At 66.4% G+C, this 19,899-nt stretch carries 12 protein-coding genes and 2 riboswitches; of the genes, 8 read left to right on the top strand and 4 right to left on the bottom strand.

The features are described from left to right. Positions 1–21: 21 nt before the first annotated feature. A complete protein-coding gene (locus ACOJB8_RS20340; RefSeq protein ID WP_475013923.1) occupies positions 22–603 on the bottom strand; it encodes a hypothetical protein in 582 nt (193 codons plus the stop codon). An 84-nt stretch (positions 604–687) separates the two neighbouring features. After that, positions 688–2,778: a UvrD-helicase domain-containing protein gene (locus tag ACOJB8_RS20335; RefSeq protein WP_475013920.1), complete on the bottom strand. Its 2,091-nt coding sequence runs from the start codon at positions 2,776–2,778 to the stop codon at positions 688–690. A gap of 277 nt (positions 2,779–3,055) precedes the next feature. Here ACOJB8_RS20335 and ACOJB8_RS20330 point away from each other — a divergent pair, with 277 nt between their 5' ends. The 8 genes from ACOJB8_RS20330 (at position 3,056) to ACOJB8_RS20295 (ending at position 14,491) form a co-directional block, all read left to right on the top strand. After that, complete coding sequence (locus ACOJB8_RS20330) at positions 3,056–4,111, top strand: oxidoreductase (protein WP_368603712.1); 1,056 nt, start codon at positions 3,056–3,058, stop codon at positions 4,109–4,111. A gap of 176 nt (positions 4,112–4,287) precedes the next feature. Then, positions 4,288–4,659: a hypothetical protein gene (locus ACOJB8_RS20325; RefSeq protein ID WP_342949176.1), complete on the top strand. Its 372-nt coding sequence runs from the start codon at positions 4,288–4,290 to the stop codon at positions 4,657–4,659. Positions 4,660–4,873: 214 nt separating this feature from the next. Then, positions 4,874–4,984, top strand: a riboswitch (glycine riboswitch). A 57-nt stretch (positions 4,985–5,041) separates the two neighbouring features. Beyond that, a riboswitch (glycine riboswitch) is annotated at positions 5,042–5,177 on the top strand. Between the two features lie 89 nt (positions 5,178–5,266). Next, a complete protein-coding gene (gene gcvT / locus ACOJB8_RS20320) occupies positions 5,267–6,385 on the top strand; it encodes a glycine cleavage system aminomethyltransferase GcvT (RefSeq protein WP_475013918.1) in 1,119 nt (372 codons plus the stop codon). Positions 6,386–6,459: 74 nt separating this feature from the next. Continuing rightward, positions 6,460–6,840, top strand: a complete 381-nt coding sequence (gene gcvH, locus ACOJB8_RS20315; RefSeq protein ID WP_028203325.1) for a glycine cleavage system protein GcvH — start codon at positions 6,460–6,462, stop codon at positions 6,838–6,840. A 72-nt stretch (positions 6,841–6,912) separates the two neighbouring features. Beyond that, positions 6,913–9,897, top strand: coding sequence for an aminomethyl-transferring glycine dehydrogenase (gene gcvP, locus ACOJB8_RS20310; protein ID WP_475013915.1), 2,985 nt, complete (start codon positions 6,913–6,915; stop codon positions 9,895–9,897). Between the two features lie 118 nt (positions 9,898–10,015). Further along, positions 10,016–11,212, top strand: coding sequence for an alginate lyase family protein (locus ACOJB8_RS20305; protein ID WP_475013913.1), 1,197 nt, complete (start codon positions 10,016–10,018; stop codon positions 11,210–11,212). A gap of 97 nt (positions 11,213–11,309) precedes the next feature. Then, a complete protein-coding gene (locus ACOJB8_RS20300; RefSeq protein WP_069264429.1) occupies positions 11,310–12,698 on the top strand; it encodes an L-serine ammonia-lyase in 1,389 nt (462 codons plus the stop codon). Positions 12,699–12,772: 74 nt separating this feature from the next. After that, a complete protein-coding gene (locus tag ACOJB8_RS20295; RefSeq protein ID WP_475013911.1) occupies positions 12,773–14,491 on the top strand; it encodes a thiamine pyrophosphate-binding protein in 1,719 nt (572 codons plus the stop codon). A 123-nt stretch (positions 14,492–14,614) separates the two neighbouring features. On the opposite strand, the gene ACOJB8_RS20290 is transcribed toward ACOJB8_RS20295, so the two are convergent. Together ACOJB8_RS20290 and putA are read right to left on the bottom strand one after the other, a co-directional pair. Then, complete coding sequence (locus ACOJB8_RS20290) at positions 14,615–15,763, bottom strand: branched-chain amino acid ABC transporter substrate-binding protein (protein WP_069264433.1); 1,149 nt, start codon at positions 15,761–15,763, stop codon at positions 14,615–14,617. A 96-nt stretch (positions 15,764–15,859) separates the two neighbouring features. Continuing rightward, positions 15,860–19,804: a trifunctional transcriptional regulator/proline dehydrogenase/L-glutamate gamma-semialdehyde dehydrogenase gene (gene putA / locus ACOJB8_RS20285; protein WP_475013909.1), complete on the bottom strand. Its 3,945-nt coding sequence runs from the start codon at positions 19,802–19,804 to the stop codon at positions 15,860–15,862. Between the last annotated feature and the right edge of the window lie 95 nt (positions 19,805–19,899).

Genomic DNA, 19,899 nt, shown 5'->3' with positions numbered 1-19,899 from the left:
CGATGAAACAGCGGTCGCGCGTCAGCGCACGGGACGCGCGAATTCGCGGGCAAAAGCGAACGCACCCGAAGCGTCCCCGGCGAGCGCGCCGTAACGCGCAGCCAGTTCGGCGGGAGCGAGCCACGGATAGCTCAAGCCCTGTTGCAGGCGCTCGAGCCGCGCACCGTCCGGGTCGTCGATCACGTCCATCCGGGCAATGTGAATGTGGAATGCCGATACGCGCGGCGCGATGTCGTTCGCATCGAATGTCCAGCGATACGTGCCGTGACCGATGCGCAGCGCGCCCGCCGCGTCCTCGCGCATCGCGACGAGCCAGGGCAGCGCTTCGATCGTGCGCTCGCGCGCAACGAGCGCAGTGGCCTCGCAAAGGTAGTAGGTACGGCAGCGCGAATAGCGCTCACCAAAATCGCTGACCAGCGTCTTAGCGATCGCTTCGGCGCCGACGCTGCGCGCCGGAAACGCGATGTTCGGTGTGGCCAGCGAGAACGTCAGTTCCGCATCCTGCGCGAATGCTTCGTAAATCCGTGCGGGCTTCGTGTTGTCCTTCGCGTCGATATACGTTTCAAGCGCGTGACGGTAATGCTGGAGTAATGGATCTTCCATCTGCGGCAGCGAGCGGGTCAGAGGCGTTCACTCTACAGCCGCCCGCGTCCCAAAAAAGCAAACACCCGCTGCATGCCAGGGTCATCACCCCTTCTGCAACAACGCCTTCAAACTCGCCAGCCGGTCCTTCGGCGTCATCGGCGCTTCTTCGGCGGTCGGCGGCGGCGCGTCGTCGAGGCCCATCTCCGGAATGAAGCGCGACGCCTCGCACACCACCGTCTCGCGCGCCCGCTTGCGCTTCTTGCACCAGTTCAGATGCAGACTGCGCTGCGCGCGCGTGATCGCCACGTACATGAGGCGCCGCTCTTCCTCGATGCGTCCTTCGTCGATCACATCGTCTTCCGAGCCGCCGCGGTGCGGCATGATCCCCTCTTCCACGCCCACCAGGAACACGTGCGGATACTCCAGTCCCTTCGACGCATGCACGGTCGAAAGCCTCACGGCGTCCGGGTCCTCTTCCTTGCCTTCGAGCATCGACATCAGCGCGACGGTCTGAATCAGCCCCATGAGGTTCTTGCCGGTGTCGGCGAGACCGTCGGCATTGTCATATCCGGTGGCTTCGCTGTCTTCGCCGATCTCCTGCTCGGGCTTGGTGCCCTTGCGCTTGAGCCACTCGAGGAATTCGAGCACGTTCTGCCACTTCGACTGCGCCTGGCGCTCGTCGAAGGCGTCATAGAGATACGCCTCGTAGTGAATCGCATCCATGAGGTCGTCGAGCACGACCGTCGCCGGGTCCTTCTGCGCGCGCTCGGCGAGGCGCTGCATGAAATCGCAGAACACGCGCATCGGCTCGACCTGGCGCGCCGAAAGCCGCGCCTCGATACCGCCCATGTAGACGGCCTCGAACAGCGACACCTTCGCCTGCCCCGCGAACGAACCAAGCGCTTCGAGCGTGGTGTTGCCCACGCCGCGGCGCGGCGTGGTGATCGCGCGGATGAACGCGGGATCGTCGTCGTGGTTGGCGATCAGACGCAGGTAGGCGCAGATGTCCTTGATCTCGGCCTTGTCGAAGAACGACTGGCCGCCCGAGAGCACGTAGGGAATGCGCTCGCGGCGCAGCACCTGTTCTAAGATGCGCGCCTGGAAGTTGCCGCGATACAGAATCGCGTAGTCGCGGAACTGCGCACGGCGCTCGAACTTGTGCGCCGAAAGCCGGAACACGACCGACTCGGCTTCGTGCTCTTCGTCGTTGCAGGGCGTAACGGTGATGGTGTCGCCCATGCCGTGCTCGGACCACAGCTTCTTCTCGAACAGCTTCGGATTGTTCGCGATGACGTTGTTCGCGGCCGTGAGAATGCGCACCGTCGAGCGGTAGTTCTGCTCGAGCTTGATGACGTGCAGCTTCGGAAAGTCCTTGCCGAGCTGCGCGAGATTTTCGAGCGTGGCGCCGCGCCAGCCGTAGATGGCCTGATCGTCGTCGCCCACGGCCGTAAACGCCGCGCGCGGGCCCGCCAGCAGTTTCAGCAGTTCGTACTGGCAGGCGTTGGTGTCCTGGTACTCGTCGACGAGCAGGTAGCGCAGCTTGTTCTGCCAGCGGTCGCGCACCTGCTCGTTCTTCGCGAACAGCTCGGCAGGCAGGCGGATCAGGTCGTCGAAATCCACCGCCTGATAGGCGTGCAACGTCGCCATGTAGTTGCGGTAGACGATGGCCGCCTGGTGCTCGTCCTCGTTCGAGGCCGTGGCCAGCGCCTGCTCGGGCATCACGAGACCGTTCTTCCAGAGCGAGACGATCGACTGGATCTTGCGGATGAAGCCTTTGTCCGTCGAGCCCACCTGCTCCTGGATCATGGCGAAGCAGTCGTCGGCATCCATGATCGAGAACTGGGGCTTCAGGCCCAGGTGTTCCGCCTCCTGGCGCAGGATCTGCACGCCGAGCGAGTGGAACGTGCAGACCGTCAGCTGGTTGGTCGGCACCTTGCGGCCTTCCTTGCCGGGCGTGGTGAGCGTCTTGCCTTCGAGCAGCTTGCCCACGCGCTCGCGCATTTCGGCGGCGGCCTTGTTGGTGAAGGTGACGGCGGCGATATGGCGCGGCTCGAAGCCTTTCGCTTCGATGAGGTGCGCGATCTTCTGCGTGATGACACGCGTCTTGCCGCTGCCCGCGCCGGCGAGCACGAGACAGGGACCGTCGAGATAGCGCACCGCTTCGTTTTGGGCGGAATTGAGGCCTGCGGACATCGTTGCTGGATTGGAAAAACGGGTGGTACGGCTGGGAGGCGTGCGAACGGGGCGCGTAGCCTTTCGTGACGCCGCACGGCGCGAGGCGTGCGTACGTCGCAGCGGCCTCTCACGCGGGAGGTGCGATGTTAACACGGTACAGCGATACGCCGATGGCGCCCCCGATGTTCCTCGTTCCACGGCCCATCAGTCCCTCGCCGCGTTCCGCACGCTCTACGCGCCGTGCCACAATAACGGGCTCCCGCCACCCGCACTCGCTGGAAAGAGGAAGCGCCAAATGACTGCACCGCAACCGCTGCAAATCGGCCTGATGGGCTACGGCTTCGCCGGCCAGACTTTCCACGCCCCCGTGATCGCGCATAGCGGCGCCGCGCAGCTCGCCGCCATCGCCACGAGCCAGGCCGAACGCGCCCAGGCCGACTATCCCGACGCCGCGATCGTGCCCGACCTGGACGCGCTGCTCTCAATCGATGCCATCGAATGCGTCGTGATCGCCACGCCCAACGACACGCACTACGACCTCGCGCGCCGCACGCTCGAGCGCGGCAAGCACGTGCTGGTCGACAAGCCGGTCACGCTCACTTCCGAGGAAGCGCGCACGCTCGCGGCCATCGCGAAGCAGCGCGGCCTCGTGTTCGCACCGTTCCACAACCGCCGCTGGGACGGCGATTTCCTCACCGTGCGCGAGCTGATCGAGCGCGGCGAACTCGGGCGCATCACGCACTACGAATCGCACTTTGACCGCTTCCGCCCGCAAGTGAAGCAGCGCTGGCGCGAAGACGCCACGCGCGGCGGTGGCCTGCTCTACGATCTCGGCCCGCATCTGATCGACCAGACGCTCGCGCTCTTCGGCGCACCCGAGTCGATCACCGCATTCGTTCACACGCGCCGCGAAAACGCGAGCGCGCCGGATTACGCGCACCTCGTGCTGCGCTACCCGCACCACGACGCCGTGCTGCACGCCAGCGCGCTCGCCGCCTACGCGCCGCGCTTCGCGATTCACGGCACGCGCGGCAGCTATCTGAAGAACGGGCTCGACACTCAGGAAGATCAGCTCAAGGACGGCCTGCGCCCGGGCCAGCCCGGTTTCGGCGCGGGCAACGATACGGGCCGCCTCCACGTGCTGCGCGACGACGGCCAGGAAGCCGATCTCGAAGTGCCCAACGCTGCGGGCAATTACGCCGATCTGTATCGCGCGCTTGCGGCGGCGATCCGCGAAGGCAAGCCGTTCCCGGTAAGCCCGCAGGACGCCATCGACGTCATGACGCTCATCGAACTCGCCATGCAAAGCGCGCAGGACGGCCGCACGCTGGGGTTCGTGCGCCAGTCCTGAGCACACCGGCGCGCGCTTTCGGCTGCGGCGTCGACCTTGCATTGCGCCGACGCCGCTGAAAGGACCATACAAATGGTTACATCTGGTTGCCGCGGTGGGGTCATCACGCTGCAATCGCCAGACGTTTGTGGACATGCAAGCCCAAAAAAGCAACGACAAGACAAAGGAGAGTCTGAATGACCCGCTACATCCACGCTCTACGCCTGATCGCCGCCGGCGCGCTCGTTTCGACCCTCGCCGCGTGCGTGGTCAACCAGCCGGCGCACCACCCCGCTGCGCCGCCGCCCGGCCCGAATCCCCACGAAGTCGCCGTCGATCGCCTGCATCAGGTCGACAGCCGCATCGACAACCTGGGCCATCGCATCGATATGCGCGTGAGCCAGGGCTACTACCCGCCGCCCCAAGGCGGCGCGCTCCATCACCGCCTCGACACGATCCGCGGCGAAGCTCACGACATGGCCGCGCAGCACGGCGGCGGCATCTCGCCCGACGAGCAACACGTTCTGAACGAGGAACTCGACACGGCCGCTCGCGCCATCGGCGAGTAAGCGCCACACGCATTGGCCTGTCGGCACGGACCGCGCGCTCGCGGCTCGTGCCGACCCATCTGCCCACCCGAACCGCCCCCGTTTTTCTCCGGCGCGATGCATGGCGCGTTATTCATCTGCGCAAGCCAATGCCAGCAAGGCTCACGCCCCTTTGCTGGCGCCGCGCGCAGAATTTTTCCGCATTGACATAGCCCCGAGGCGTCGCGCACAATCGCTGCGCGCGCCGGGAGAGCGCGCCGTTTGCCTTAGCTTGCTTTCGCAAGTGCAACCGGCGCCGCCGAAGGGGCAACCCACAAACTCTCAGGCAAAAGGACCGTGCGCGCCGGACCGCTGATTCGCTGCCTTTGCGCTTTTTGCGCGAGATGACGCGAAGCGGCACACAGTCCGCAACTCTGGAGAGCGGCAGTAGAACGGGCGGCGGCGGATCGTAACCCCCACGCGTTCAGGCTGCCCACCGAAGGGGCGCGCGCCAGCGGCAACGGCGCAATCTCTCAGGTACCGAGGACAGAGGGGCCATGCAAGAACCGACCACGGGCATCGTGCCTGCGGCGCTTCCTGCATGGCCTTTTTCGTTTTCGCGCGAATATTCGCGACCGCCTGAGGCCCCATGACCGAACTCAAACGCACCCCGCTGAACGACACGCACCGCGCGCTGAATGCCCGCATGGTCGACTTCGGCGGCTGGGACATGCCCGTCAACTACGGCTCGCAGATCGACGAGCATCGCGCCGTGCGCACCGACGCCGGCATGTTCGACGTCTCGCACATGTGCGTCGTCGACTTTTCGGGCCCGAAGGCGCGCGAGTTCTTCTCCCGCGCGCTCGCCAACAACGTCGCCAAGCTCACCACGCCGGGCAAGGCGCTCTATTCGTGCATGCTGAACCCCGAAGGCGGCGTGATCGACGACCTGATCGTCTACTTCTTCGCCGACGACCAGTTCCGCACCGTCGTCAACGCCGGCACGGCCGAAAAAGACATCGCCTGGTTCGAGAAGCTCAACGCCGAAGGCGGCTTCGGCCTCACCATCACGCCGCGCCGCGATCTCGCGATCGTCGCCGTGCAGGGCCCGAACGCGCGCGAAAAGGTCTGGCAGGTCGCGCCCTCGTCGCGCAGCGCCACCGAAGTTCTCAAGCCCTTCAACGCCGCGAAGGTCGAAGCCACGCCGTTCGGCGAGCTGATGATCGCGCGCACGGGCTACACCGGCGAAGACGGCTTCGAAATCGTGGTGCCCGCCGCCGCCGTTTGCGAACTTTGGGACGCCCTGCAGCGCCAGGGCGTGAAGCCCTGCGGCCTCGGCGCGCGTGACACGCTGCGCCTCGAAGCGGGCATGAACCTCTACGGCCAGGACATGGACGACGGCGTCTCGCCGCTCGACGCCGGCCTCGCCTGGACCGTCGACATGAAGGAGCCGCGCGACTTCGTCGGCCGCGGCGCGCTGGAGGCGAACGGTTCGCGTTCGGCCTTCGTCGGCCTGATCCTGCAGAAGGAAAACGGCAAGGCCGGCGGCGTGCTGCGCGCGCACCAGAAAGTGCTCACGCCGCACGGCGAGGGCGAGATCACGAGCGGCACGTTCTCGCCGAGCATGCAGGAATCGATCGCCTTCGCGCGCGTGCCGCAGGGCGTGCAGCCGGGCGATGTCGTGCAGGTGCAGATCCGTGACAAAGCCCTTCCCACAAGCGTGGTAAAACTGCCGTTCGTGCGCAACGGCAAGGTGCTCGCCGCCTGATCCGCGAGATCCTGCCAGCGCGCACGCCCTCCCCTTTTCGAGCAACAAAAACCGCACCACGCACTGGAGCAACCATGAGCATCCCGGCCGATCTGAAATACACCGAATCGCACGAGTGGATCCGCACCGAAGCCGACGGCACGCTGACTATCGGCATCACCGACCACGCGCAGGAAGCGCTCGGCGACATCGTCTTCCTCGAACTGCCCGAAGCGGGCCGCGCCGTCACCGCCGGCGACGCCGTTGCCGTGATCGAGTCGGTCAAGGCCGCCTCGGACATCTACGCGCCGGTCGCAGGCGAAATCATCGAAGCGAACACGTCGCTCGTCGACACGCCCGACCAGGTGAACGGCGCGCCGTACGAGTCGTGGCTCTTCAAGATCAAGCCCGCCGCCGACGCCAAGCTCGACTCGCTGATCGACGCCGCCGCCTACGAAAAGGCGATCGGCGCGTAAATCGCAACCTTGCCTTAACCGCCATGGCGCGGCGGCGCGCTCAGAACGCCGCCCGCGCCCGCAGGAATCCCTATGAAGCTCGAACACCCGGATCGTCTGATGAACTCCCCGCTCTCGCTTGCTGCACTTGAAGCGCACGACGCTTTCGCCGCCCGCCACATCGGCCCCGACACGGCCGACCAGCAGGCGATGCTCGACGCGCTCGGCTTCGCCTCGCGCGCCGCGCTGATCGATGCGGTGATTCCGGCCAAGATCCGCCGCAACGAGACGCTGCCGCTCGGGCCGTTCTCGCAGCCGCGCTCGGAAGCCGAGGCGCTCGCCGCCCTGCGCGCGCTCGCGGACAAGAACCAGGTGTTCCGCTCCTATATCGGGCAGGGCTACTACGACACGCACACGCCGGCCGTCATCCTGCGCAACGTGCTCGAAAACCCGGCGTGGTACACCGCGTACACGCCGTACCAGCCGGAAATCTCGCAGGGCCGCCTCGAAGCCCTCTTGAACTTCCAGCAGATGATCACCGACCTGACGGGCCTCGCGATCTCGAACGCGTCGCTGCTCGACGAAGCCACTGCCGCCGCCGAAGCCATGACGCTCGTGCAGCGCGTGGGCAAGTCGAAGTCGAACGTGTTCTTCGTCGCCGACGACGTGCTGGCGCAGACCATCGAAGTCGTGAAGACGCGCGCCAAGCCGATCGGCATCGAGGTAAAGGTCGGTCCGGCCGCTGAAGCGGCCGAAGTTGCCAAAACCACAGGTGCCTTCGGCGTGCTGCTGCAATATCCGGGCGTGAACGGCGACGTGCGCGACTACCGCGCGCTCGCACAAGCCGTGCACGCAGCCGGCGGCGCGGTGATCGCCGCCGCCGATCTGCTTGCACTCACCGTCCTCACGCCGCCGGGCGAATGGGGCGCGGACGTGGCCGTGGGCAACTCGCAGCGCTTTGGCGTGCCGATGGGCTTCGGCGGCCCGCACGCCGCCTACCTCGCGGTGAAGGACGAATTCAAGCGCCAGATGCCGGGCCGTCTCGTCGGCGTGACCATCGACGCGCAAGGCAACCCGGCGCTGCGCCTCGCGCTGCAAACGCGCGAACAGCACATCCGCCGCGAAAAAGCGACGTCGAACGTCTGCACGGCACAGGCGCTGCTCGCGATCATGGCGAGCATGTACGCCGTCTACCACGGCCCGCAAGGCTTGAAGCGCATCGCGCAACGCGTGAACCGCGTCGCCGCGATCCTCGCCGCGGGCGCGAAGCAACTGGGCTACACGCTCGTGAACGAAGCGTTCTTCGACACGCTCACGTTCGAAGCCGGCCCGCGCACCCAGGCGCTGCACGACGCGGCCCTCGCGCGCGGCATGAACCTGCGCCACGTGAGCGAGACGCGTGTGGGCGTGTCCGTCGACGAAACGACTTCGCGCGCCGATCTGGCCGACCTGCTCGCCGTGTTCGCGCAAGCCGCGTTCGCCGGCGAAGCGCCTTCGGTCGACAAGCTCGACGCCGAACTCACGCAAGCCGCCGCGTTGACCTTTCCGGCCGCGCTGGCGCGCGAAAGCGCGTACCTCACGCATCCGGTGTTCAATCGTCACCACTCGGAAACGGAAATGCTGCGCTACCTGCGCAGCCTCTCCGACAAGGACCTCGCGCTCGACCGCTCGATGATCCCGCTCGGCTCGTGCACGATGAAGCTCAACGCGACCTCGGAAATGCTGCCGGTCACGTGGCCCGAGTTCGGCCGCATCCACCCGTTCGCGCCTGCGGAGCAAACGGTTGGCTATCGCGAGATGGTCGATCAGCTCGAACAGATGCTCGTGGCCGCAACGGGCTACGCCGCCGTTTCGCTGCAGCCGAATGCCGGCTCGCAGGGCGAATACGCGGGTCTGCTCATCATCCAGGCGTACCACGCCTCGCGCGGCGAAGCGCATCGCAACGTCTGCCTGATTCCCGCTTCGGCGCACGGCACCAACCCCGCATCGGCGCAGATGGCCGGCATGCAGGTGGTCGTGGTCGCGTGCGACGCGCAAGGCAACATCGATCTCGCCGACCTCAAGGCCAAGGCCGCGCAGCACGCGGCGAAGCTCGCCGCGATCATGATCACGTACCCATCCACGCACGGCGTGTTCGAAGAGAACGTGCGCGAAGTCTGCGAGATCGTGCACGCGGCGGGCGGCCAGGTGTACGTGGACGGCGCGAACATGAACGCCATGGTGGGTCTGGCGGCGCCGGGCCAGTTCGGCGGCGACGTCTCGCACCTGAACCTGCACAAGACCTTCTGCATTCCGCACGGCGGCGGCGGCCCGGGCGTCGGTCCGGTCGCAGTGGGCGCGCACCTCGCGCAGTTCCTGCCGAACCAGCTTTCGTCGGGCTACAAGCGCTCGACCGATAAGGGTCACGGCATCGGCGCGGTGAGCGCAGCGCCTTACGGCTCGGCCTCGATCCTGCCGATCTCGTGGATGTACATCGCCATGATGGGCGCGGCCAACCTGACCGCTGCGACCGAAAACGCGATCCTCAACGCCAACTACGTGGCGAACAAGCTCGCGCCGCACTTCCCGGTGCTCTACAGCGGCCCGGGCGGGCTCGTCGCGCACGAGTGCATTCTCGACCTGCGCCCCATCAAGGATGCAAGCGGCATCACCGTGGACGACGTGGCCAAGCGCCTGATGGACTACGGCTTCCACGCCCCGACCATGAGCTTCCCGGTGCCGGGCACGCTGATGGTCGAGCCGACCGAGTCGGAGTCGAAGGAGGAGCTCGACCGCTTCATCGACGCGATGGTTGCCATCCGCGAGGAAATCCGCGCCGTGGAAGACGGCCGCGCGGACAAGGAAGACAACCCGCTGCGTCACGCGCCGCACACGGCCGCCGTGGTGGTCGCCGACGACTGGAAGCACGCCTACTCGCGCGAGCAGGCCGCCTACCCGGTCGCATCGCTCGTCGCACGCAAGTACTGGCCGCCGGTTGGCCGCGCCGACAACGCTTACGGCGACCGCAACCTGTTCTGCTCGTGCGTGCCGCTTAGCGAATATGCGGGCGAACATGCAGACGAAACCGCCGGCGAATAAGCCCTTGTGAAGCCGCCGCGTGACCTTCGGCTCACGCGGCGGCGGTCATCCCTCTCACATTTGCCGCCGCAAACCGCTAACATCACACACCTGTCAGCCTTGAATCAGGGAGTCGCGCATGGCGCGGAAGGTGCGAATGGTTCCATTGCGGGACTCGGTGCGGGACTTGCCGCATGCCGCAACGCGGAATACGGTCCGGCAAGCCCGGCACGCGCGCGGTGCGCTGTTACGCCGCCCGCAGCGCCTTGCCGCTGCGCTGGCGCTGGCCTGCGCCACCTTCACCGCGACCTTCGCCGGTACGGCCCATGCGGCCATGAACTTCTGCGCGGCCCCCGCGCTGCAATCGAGCGAGCGCACCAACTCCGATCCGGGCGTGAAGGCGCTCGTGGCCGAGGTGCTGACGCACGTGAACGACACGCCGCGTCCGCTGCCGCGCCTGCACACCGAGGGCACGCTGCCGCACGAGGGCATCTACGACCAGAGCGTCGAGGCGGCGAAGGAACTCGACCTCATGCGCAACGCCGCGCTCGCGTGGCGCGCGACGAGCGACGAGCGCTTCCTGAAGCTCGTGGACCGCTTTCTGCTCGCCTGGGTCACCACGTACAAGCCGAGCTTCAATCCCATCGACGAAACGCGTTTCGAGGGGCTGATACTCGCCTACGACATGACCGCGAGCGCGCTGCCCGTGAAAACGCGCAACGCGACCATGCAGTTCCTGAACAGCTTCGCGACCGGCTATATCGCGCAGATCGACGCACAGCCGCGCCCGCTCAAGGGAAATTTTGCGAACAACTGGCAGAGCCATCGGGTCAAACTGATAGCGATGATCGCGTTCACGCTCGACAACCGCAAGATGATCGCGACGGCGCAGCGGCTCTTCGTCGAGCATCTCGGCGACAACGTCGCGCCCGACGGCTCGACACTCGACTTCTCCGAGCGCGATGCACTGCACTACGTGACCTACGATTTGCAGCCGCTCGTGACCGCCGCGCTCGCCGCGCGCCGCCACAACCGCAACTGGCTGACCGAACGCGCGGCCAACGGCGCGACGCTCGCGGGCGCGCTCGACTGGCTCACGCCGTATGCGCTCGGCCAGAAGACGCACGACGAATTCGTGCATTCGAACGTACCGTTCGACGCGAAGCGGCGCGAAGCGGGCCTGCCGGGCTACACCGGCCAGTGGGACCCCAAAAACGCCGCCGAACTGTTTCACCTCGCGGCGCGACTCGACGGCCGCTTTGCACCAGTCGCGCTGAAACTCGCGCCCACGCCGCCCGCGTGGCTCGCCGTCTGTCTGCCGTTGCCGGCGCGGTAAAACGCGCGCGGGATGCGGCGGCGGCACGGGAAATAACGATGCCGCCGAACGCGCCGCATCCCTACAAACCAACGTCAGACAAGCAGGAGCAGTACCCATGGCAGTAAGCGTTTTCGATCTCTTCAAAGTCGGCATCGGGCCCTCCAGCTCGCACACGGTCGGGCCGATGCGCGCAGCGCTGATGTTCGCCGAAGGACTCGAGCGCGACGGTCTGCTTGCGAGCACCGCCGCCGTGAAGGTCGAGCTGTACGGCTCGCTCGGCGCCACCGGCAAGGGCCACGGCACCGACCGCGGCGTCATGCTGGGCCTCATGGGCGACGCGCCCGACACCGTCGATCCCGACACCATCAGCGAGCGCCTCGAAGCCGTGCGCACCTCGCGCCAGCTCGCGCTGCTCGGCCGCCATCCCATCGCGTTCGTTCCCAAGGAGCACGTGGCGTTCTATCGCCAGGCGCTGCCCGAACACCCGAACGGCATGAAGCTGCGCGCGCTCGATGCGAACGGCGACACGCTGCGCGAAAGCACGTATCTGTCGGTAGGCGGCGGCTTCGTCGTTACGGCCGGCGCGCCGAACACGAAGGTGCTCGCGGCGGCCCAGCAATTGCCGAATCCGTTCACCACGGGCGCGGAGATGCTCGCGCTGTGCGCCTCGACGGGCAAGAGCATCGCGCAGTTGATGCTCGAAAACGAGCGCGTCTGGCACAGCGACGAGCAGATCCGCTCAGGTCTCCTGCACATCTGGAACGTGATGCAGTCGTGCGTATCGCGCGGTTGCGGCATCAACAATCCCGACGCCGACGGCACGCTGCCCGGCCCCTTCGCCGTGAAGCGCCGTGCGCCGCAGCTTCATCGCGCGCTGACCAGCAACCCCGAGCGCGCGCTGCAAGATCCGCTCTCGATGATCGACTGGATCAACCTGTACGCCATCGCCGTGAACGAGGAAAACGCCGCGGGCGGGCGTGTCGTAACCGCGCCGACCAACGGCGCAGCGGGCATTATCCCCGCCGTGCTGCACTACTACGTGCGCTTCACGCCGGGAGCGAACGAACAGGGCGTGATCGACTTCCTGCTCACTGCGGCCGCCATCGGCATTCTCTACAAGCTCAACGCGTCGATTTCGGGCGCCGAAGTGGGCTGCCAGGGCGAAGTGGGCGTGGCCTGCTCGATGGCCGCCGGCGCGCTCGCCGCCGTGCTGGGCGGCACGCCGCTGCAGGTGGAAAACGCCGCCGAAATCGGCATGGAGCACAACCTCGGCCTCACCTGCGACCCCGTGGGCGGCATGGTGCAGATTCCCTGCATCGAACGCAACGCCATGGCCTCGGTGAAAGCCGTGAACGCCGCGCGCATGGCGCTGCGCGGCGACGGCGCCCATTACGTCTCGCTCGACTCGGTGATCAAGACGATGCGCGAGACCGGCGCCGACATGAAGACGAAGTACAAGGAGACCTCGCGCGGCGGCCTCGCGGTGAACATCGTCGAGTGCTGATTCGCTGAAACGCTGTCGCCTTGCCTGAAGCATCCGAACGTATTCACGTAACGATTGAAGGAGACTTGACCGCCATGCAGCAGCCGAACGCATCCGCCACCACCGAAGCCACTACCACCGGAGCTCGCCTCGTCGTCGATGCGCTCGTCGCCAATGGCGTCGAGCGCGTGTTTTGCGTACCGGGCGAGAGCTATCTTGCGGTGCTCGATTCCTTGTCCGACGAAACCGCAAGGATCGAAACCGTGGTGTGCCGTCACGAGGCAGCGGCGGCGAACATGGCGGAAGCGATCGGCAAGCTCACGGGCAGGCCCGGCATCGCGCTCGTCACGCGCGGGCCGGGCGCCACGCACGCCTCGATTGGCGTGCACACGGCGTTCCAGGACTCCACGCCGATGATCCTCCTGATCGGCCAGGTCGCGCGCGAGCAGATGGACCGCGAGGCGTTCCAGGAAATCGACTATCGACGCATGTTCGGCCAGATGGCGAAGTGGGTCGCGCAGATCGACGACGCGCGCCGCGTGCCCGAATACCTGAGCCACGCGTTCCATGTCGCGATGTCGGGACGGCCGGGTCCCGTCGTGCTCGCGCTGCCCGAAGACATGCTGAGCGGCGCGATTCCCGCGTCCGAAGCGCAGCCCATCGCGCCGAGCGCGCAGCGCGTGCAGGCGTCGCCTTCCGCCGCGCAGATGGAGCGCGTGCGCGATCTGCTCGCGGGCGCGAAAAAGCCGTTCGTGATCGCAGGCGGCCATGGCTGGAACCCGCAGGCTTGTGCGGACTTCCAGCGCTTCGTCGAGAACTGGCAATTGCCCGTCGGCCTCGCGTTCCGCTTTCAGGACACGCTCAACAACGATCACCCGAACTACGCGGGCGACGTGGGTCTCGGCATCAATCCGGCGCTCGCGAAGCGCATCCGCGAAGCCGACGTGCTGCTCGCACTCGGTCCGCGTCTGGGCGAATCGACGACGGGCGGCTACACGCTCTTCGACATTCCCAAAACGAAGCAAACGCTCATCCACGTGCATCAGGGCGCGGAGGAGCTCGGCCGTGTCTACGCAGCCGATCTGCCAATCGTTTCGGGCCTCGCGGAATTCGCGGCGCTGCTCGCAACCCTCCCGGCGCCCGCTCAACCCGCGTGGGCCGGCAGCGCCGCAGAAGCACACGAGGCGTGGCACGCATGGCGCAAGCCGCTGCCGATGCCCGGCGACGTGCAGCTCGGCGAAGTCATGCAGCAACTGCGCGCGCGCCTGCCCGACGATGCGATCGTCACGAACGGCGCGGGCAATTACGCAACGTGGCTGCATCGCCATTTCGCGTATCGCCACTTCCGCTCGCAACTCGCACCCACGAGCGGCGCGATGGGCTACGGCGTGCCCGCCGCGATCGCCGCGAAGTCGCAATACCCCTCGCGCACCGTGGTCGCGCTCGCGGGCGACGGCTGCTTCATGATGGCGTCGTCGGAACTCGCCACGGCAATGCAGTACGGCCTGAATGTCGTGTTCATCGTCGTGAACAACGCGCACTACGGCACGATCCGCATGCATCAGGAGCGCCACTATCCGAACCGCGTGCACGGCACGCAGCTCACGAACCCCGACTTCGCGGCGTTTGCGCAGTCGTTCGGCGCGCACGGCGAAGTCGTCACGACCACGGCGCAATTCGCCCCCGCGCTCGAGCGTGCCCTCACGGCAGGCAAGCCCGCGCTGATCGAGATCCGTGTGACGAAGGAAGCGAGCACGCCTGCGGCCACGCTCGAACAGATTCGCGAAGCGGGCAAGAAAATGCGCGGAGAATGACTGAAAAGGAATCCTGAACAAGCTCACCTGTCGCACTGAGTGAGCAGTTGTGAGCGCACAAACAAAAGCCCCGCAGATCTTTCGATTCTGCGGGGCTTTTGACTTCAGCTAAAGCTCAGGCGCTTACTTGCCGCCCACGCTTTGCAGCGTCGTCCACTTGCCGTCGACGACCTTGTACAGCGTGATGCCGCCGTTCTTCAGGTCGCCGCGCGTGTCGTACGCGAGGTCCGACGTCGTGACTGCCGGCATGCTGGTCTTCGCGAGGAACGGCAGGTACTTCGCCGGATCCGTCGAGTTGGCCTTCTTCATCGCGTCGAACATCGCCATGGCGCCGTCGTAGGCGTACGGCGAGTACGTCTGCACGTCTTCGCCGAAGCGCTTCTTGTACTTCGTGACGTAGTCCTTGCCACCCGGCATCTGGTCGAGCGGCAGGCCGGCGAGCGACGCCACCGTGCCGTTCGCCGCGTCACCCGCGATCTGCAGGAAGGTCGGCGTGTGCACCATTTCGCCGCCCATCAGCGGGGCCTTGATGCCCAGCGACTTCATCTGCTTGACCATCGGTGCCGCTTGCGAATCCGCGCCGCCGAAGTAGACCAGGTCGGGGTTCATCGCCTTCGCCTTCGTCAAGACCGACTTGAAGTCGACGGCCTTGTCGTTGGTGTATTCACGGTCGATGATGTTGCCGCCGGCAGCCTTTGCAGCCTTCGAGAATTCGTCGGCGAGACCCTGGCCGTAGGCCGTGCGGTCGTCGATCACGACGATCTTCTTCAAGCCGAGGTTCTTCACTGCGAACGTGCCGGCGACCGAACCCTGCTGCGTGTCCGAGGTCATCATGCGGAACGTCGTCTTGAAGCCTTGTTGCGTGTACTCAGGCGCCGTCGCCATGGCGATCTGCGGGATGCCTGCGTTCGCGTAGATGCGCGAAGCCGGGATCGTCGTGCCCGAGTTGAAGTGACCGAGCATGCCCTTGATGCCGTCGTCGACGAGCTTCTGCGCGACCGTCGTGCCCGTGCGCGGGTCGGCCTGATCGTCGGCCGAGTCGAGCACGAAGTGAACCGGCTTGCCGCCGATCACGGGCTTCGTCGCGTTCATGTCTTCGACTGCGAGCGTGATGCCGTTCTGGAAGTCCTTGCCATAGTGCGCCTGCGCGCCCGTCATCGGACCGGCGAAACCGATCTTCACGTCTTCGGCTTGTTGTGCCTGCGCAGTCCCCGCCAGCGACAGGGCGGCAACAAGCGTTGCGCCTGCCAGCTGCTTCATCGTGTGTTGCATTGCTTCTCCTTGGTACCAGGTATGAAACGAGCGGCTTCGGATTCAATGCGCCTTGCCGCTTCCTTGTCTTGAGACGACCGACAGTATGGCTGGTGCTTAACCGATCGTCATCAAATTTGCATTACCGCCTGCTGCTGCCGTATTCACGCTGACCGAACGTTCCGCGAGCAGTCGTTCGAGAGCGTAATCTTCATCGCCGTTGGCGAGCGCGTGCGCTGCCACGCCCTGCACCGAGACGATCGGGCCAGGACGTTTGGCCACTTCCTTCACGAGTGCGAGCAGCTCGTCGCTGTCGCCTTCGAAGAGGACCGCATCGAAGTCGGCATCCGCCGTCTTCTTGATCGCGACGTGCGCCTTCAGTGCCGCCGGCAACGCGCTCACCAGCGCTTCGCCTGCCGCGCCCTGGAACAGCGCGCGGTTGCCCGTTGCGAGCGCAACGGCGAGTTGTGCGCGGGCGCCCGTGGCCGTCGACGGCACGCACAGCACCGTGCCGCGCGCCGAAAGCGTGTAGGTGTTGCGCTCGCCCGTCGGGCCCGGCAGAACCGCCGTGGCGCCCGCGAGCACGTATTCGAGGTAGCCGTCGCAGCGTGCCGCGAGCGCGGGCTCGCGCTCGGCGATGAGCCAGTCGCGCAGCGTCGTGAGCGCAGCCTGTGCCGATTGCGGCGCGCCGTTGCCGTCAGCCGCTTGCGGCGCGTCGACGACGAGCACATCGGCGAGCGACTTCGGCAAACCGGCCGGACGCTTCGCGAGCAGACGCGACAGATACAGTGCGCCACCCGCCTTCGGACCCGTGCCCGAGAGACCTTCGCCGCCGAACGGCTGCACCCCCACCACCGCGCCGATCACGTTGCGGTTCACGTAGATGTTGCCCACGTGCGCGCGGCCGATCACGTGCGCGATCGTTTCGTCGATACGCGTGTGAATGCCGAGCGTGAGGCCGTAGCCCGTTGCGCGGATCTGCTCGAGCAGCTTGTCGAGCTGGCTGCGGCGATAGCGCACCACGTGCAGCACCGGGCCGAACACCTCGCGCTTGAGTTCGTCGAGGCTGTCGAGCTCGATGAGCGTAGGCGGCACGAATGTGCCTTGCGCGCAGGAGTCTGGCGTCGGCATCTGCTGGACCTTGCGGCCCTTTTCGCGCATGCCGGCGACGTGCGTATCGATACCGCGCTTCGCGTCGATGTCGATCACGGGGCCGACGTCGGTCGAGAGGCGGTCGGGATTGCCCACCGCGAGTTCCTTCATCGCGCCCGTGAGCATTTCGAGCGTGCGGTCGGCCACGTCGTCCTGCAGGCACAGCACGCGCAGCGCGGAACAACGCTGGCCGGCCGAGTCGAAGGCGCTTTGCAGCACGTCGGCCACGACCTGCTCCGCGAGTGCCGACGAATCGACGATCATCGCGTTCTGGCCGCCGGTTTCGGCGATCAGCGGAATCGGGCGGCCTTCGGAATCGAGGCGCTCGGACAGCGTCTTGTTGATGAGGCGCGCGACTTCGGTCGAGCCCGTGAACATCACGGCACGCGTGCGGTGATCGGCGACGAGCGCCGCGCCCACGGTTTCGCCGTTGCCCGGCAGCAGTTGCACCGCGCCCGCCGGCACGCCGGCTTCGCGCAGGATGCGCACCGCTTGCGCGGCGATCAGCGGCGTTTGTTCCGCGGGCTTCGCGAGCACGGTGTTGCCGGCTGCGAGCGCGGCGGCCACCTGGCCCATGAAGATCGCGAGCGGGAAGTTCCACGGGCTGATACACACCACGGGGCCGAGCGGGCGATGCGTGTCGTTCGAGAACTCTTCGCGGATCTGCGTGGAGTAGTAGCGCAGGAAGTCGATCGCTTCGCGGATTTCGGCCACGGCGTTCGGCAGCGACTTGCCCGCTTCACGCACGATCAGGCCCATCAGCGTATGCATTTGCGCTTCGAGCAGATCGGCGGCGCGTGCGAGGCAATCCGCGCGCGCTTCGACGGGCGTGGCCTGCCAGATCGGCGCGGCGGCCACGGCGTGCGAGAGCGCGGCGCTCACGTGCTCGCTCGTCGCTTCCGCTACGGTGCCGACGAGATCGCGATGATCGGCGGGATTGCGCACGTCGCGTGCGGCGATGTCTACGATCTCGCTGTCCGCGAGCATCGGCGCGGCGCGCCACGGATGATGCGCGCTCGCCAGCAGCGCCGACGAGAGCGACGCGAGACGATGCTCGTTCGACAGATCGAGGCCCATCGAATTGAAACGCTCGTTGCCATACAGCTCGCGCGGCAGCGGAATCTTCGCGTGCGGCGCGCCGAGCGGCACGACCTTGGCGGCGTCGTCGATGGGGTTCGTGACCAGTTCGGCGACCGGCACGGAGGCATCGGCGATACGGTTCACGAACGACGTGTTCGCGCCGTTTTCGAGCAGACGGCGCACGAGATACGCGAGCAGCGTTTCATGCGTGCCGACCGGTGCATAGACGCGGCACGGACGGTTGAGCTTGCCCTGCGAGAGCGGGCCCGTGACTTCTTCGTACAGCGGCTCGCCCATGCCGTGCAGGCACTGGAATTCGTACTGGCCGGGATAGTAGTTCTGGCCCGCGAGGTGATAGATCGCCGAGAGCGTGTACGCGTTGTGCGTGGCGAACTGCGGATACACGGCATCCGGCGCGCCGAGCAGCTTCTTCGCGCAGGCGAGGTAGGAGACATCCGTGTAGATCTTGCGCGTGTACACGGGATAGCCTTCGAGGCCGTCCACCTGGGCGCGCTTGATTTCCGTATCCCAGTACGCGCCCTTCACGAGGCGCACCATGATGCGGTGACGGCTGCGCCGCGCGAGATCGACGATGTAGTCGATCACGAACGGGCAGCGCTTCTGGTAAGCCTGGACCACGAAGCCGATGCCGTTCCAGCCCGCGAGTTCCGGATCGAAGCACAGCGCTTCGAGCAGGTCGAGCGAGAGTTCGAGGCGATCGGCTTCTTCGGCGTCGATATTGAGGCCGATGTCATAGCGGCGAGCGAGCACGGCGAGTGCGCGCACGCGCGGCAGCAGCTCGCCCATCGTGCGTTCCTGCTGCGCGCGCGAGTAGCGCGGGTGCAGCGCGGAGAGCTTGATCGAGATGCCGGGGCCCTCGTAGATGCCGCGGCCGCCCGCGGCCTTGCCGATCGCGTGGATCGCCTGCTCGTACGATGCGTAGTAGCGCTGGGCATCGGCTTCCGTCGTCGCGGCTTCGCCGAGCATGTCGTACGAGTAGCGGAAACCGCGCGCTTCGAACTTGCGGCTGTTGGCCAGCGCCTCGGAGATGTTCTCACCCGTGACGAACTGCTCGCCCATCAGGCGCATGGCCATATCCACGCCCTTGCGGATCAGCGGCTCGCCGCCCTTGCCGATCATGCGCGTGAGCGCCGACGACAGACCCGTCTCGCTGTTCGTCGTGACGAGCTTGCCGGTGATCATGAGGCCCCAGGTGGCGGCGTTCACGAACAGCGACGGCGCGTGGCCCACGTGCGATTTCCAGTCGCCCTTGCTGATCTTGTCGCGGATGAGCGCGTCGCGCGTCGCGCGATCGGGAATGCGCAGCAGCGCTTCGGCGAGGCACATCAGCGCCACGCCTTCCTGGCTCGACAGCGAAAACTCGTGGATCAGGCCTTCCACGCCGCCGCCGGTACCCTTCGCACGCAGCGTTTCGACGAGCTTCGTGGCGAGCTTCGTCACGTCGCCCGTGAGGTTGGCCGGCAGGCGCGCTTCACCGATCAGGAATGGCACGCACTCCGGCTCCGGACGGCGGTACGCGGCCGTGATGGCCGCGCGCAGCACCGACTGCGGTTGCACGTTTTGCGCGAATTCGAGGAACGGGTGCGACGCCGCTTCGTCGTCGTCAGCGGTAGCACCTTCCGCGAGATCGGTCGCACCGACATGACCATTGAGTTCGGGAGGCAACTGGCCGTGCTCGATCTTCTCGAGGTAGGCAAAGATGGCTTGCTTGATGAGCCAGTGCGGCGTGCGCTCGAGCCGCGTGGCGGCGTCCTTGAGGCGCGAGCGGAGGAGATCGTCGACTTTGACGCCAAGTGTGGTGCTAGCCATGTTTCCTTCATATGCCGGCAGACCCGCACCGGCGGTGACCAAAAAGTTGGCGAATCGTAACCCTACCAATAAAAAGGTGCAACCACTCTCACAAA

It is taken from the genome of Paraburkholderia sp. BR10141 (assembly GCF_056155635.1).
The sequence above is the reverse complement of the archived record's forward strand: the minus strand, read 5'-3'. Positions and strand labels throughout refer to the sequence as shown.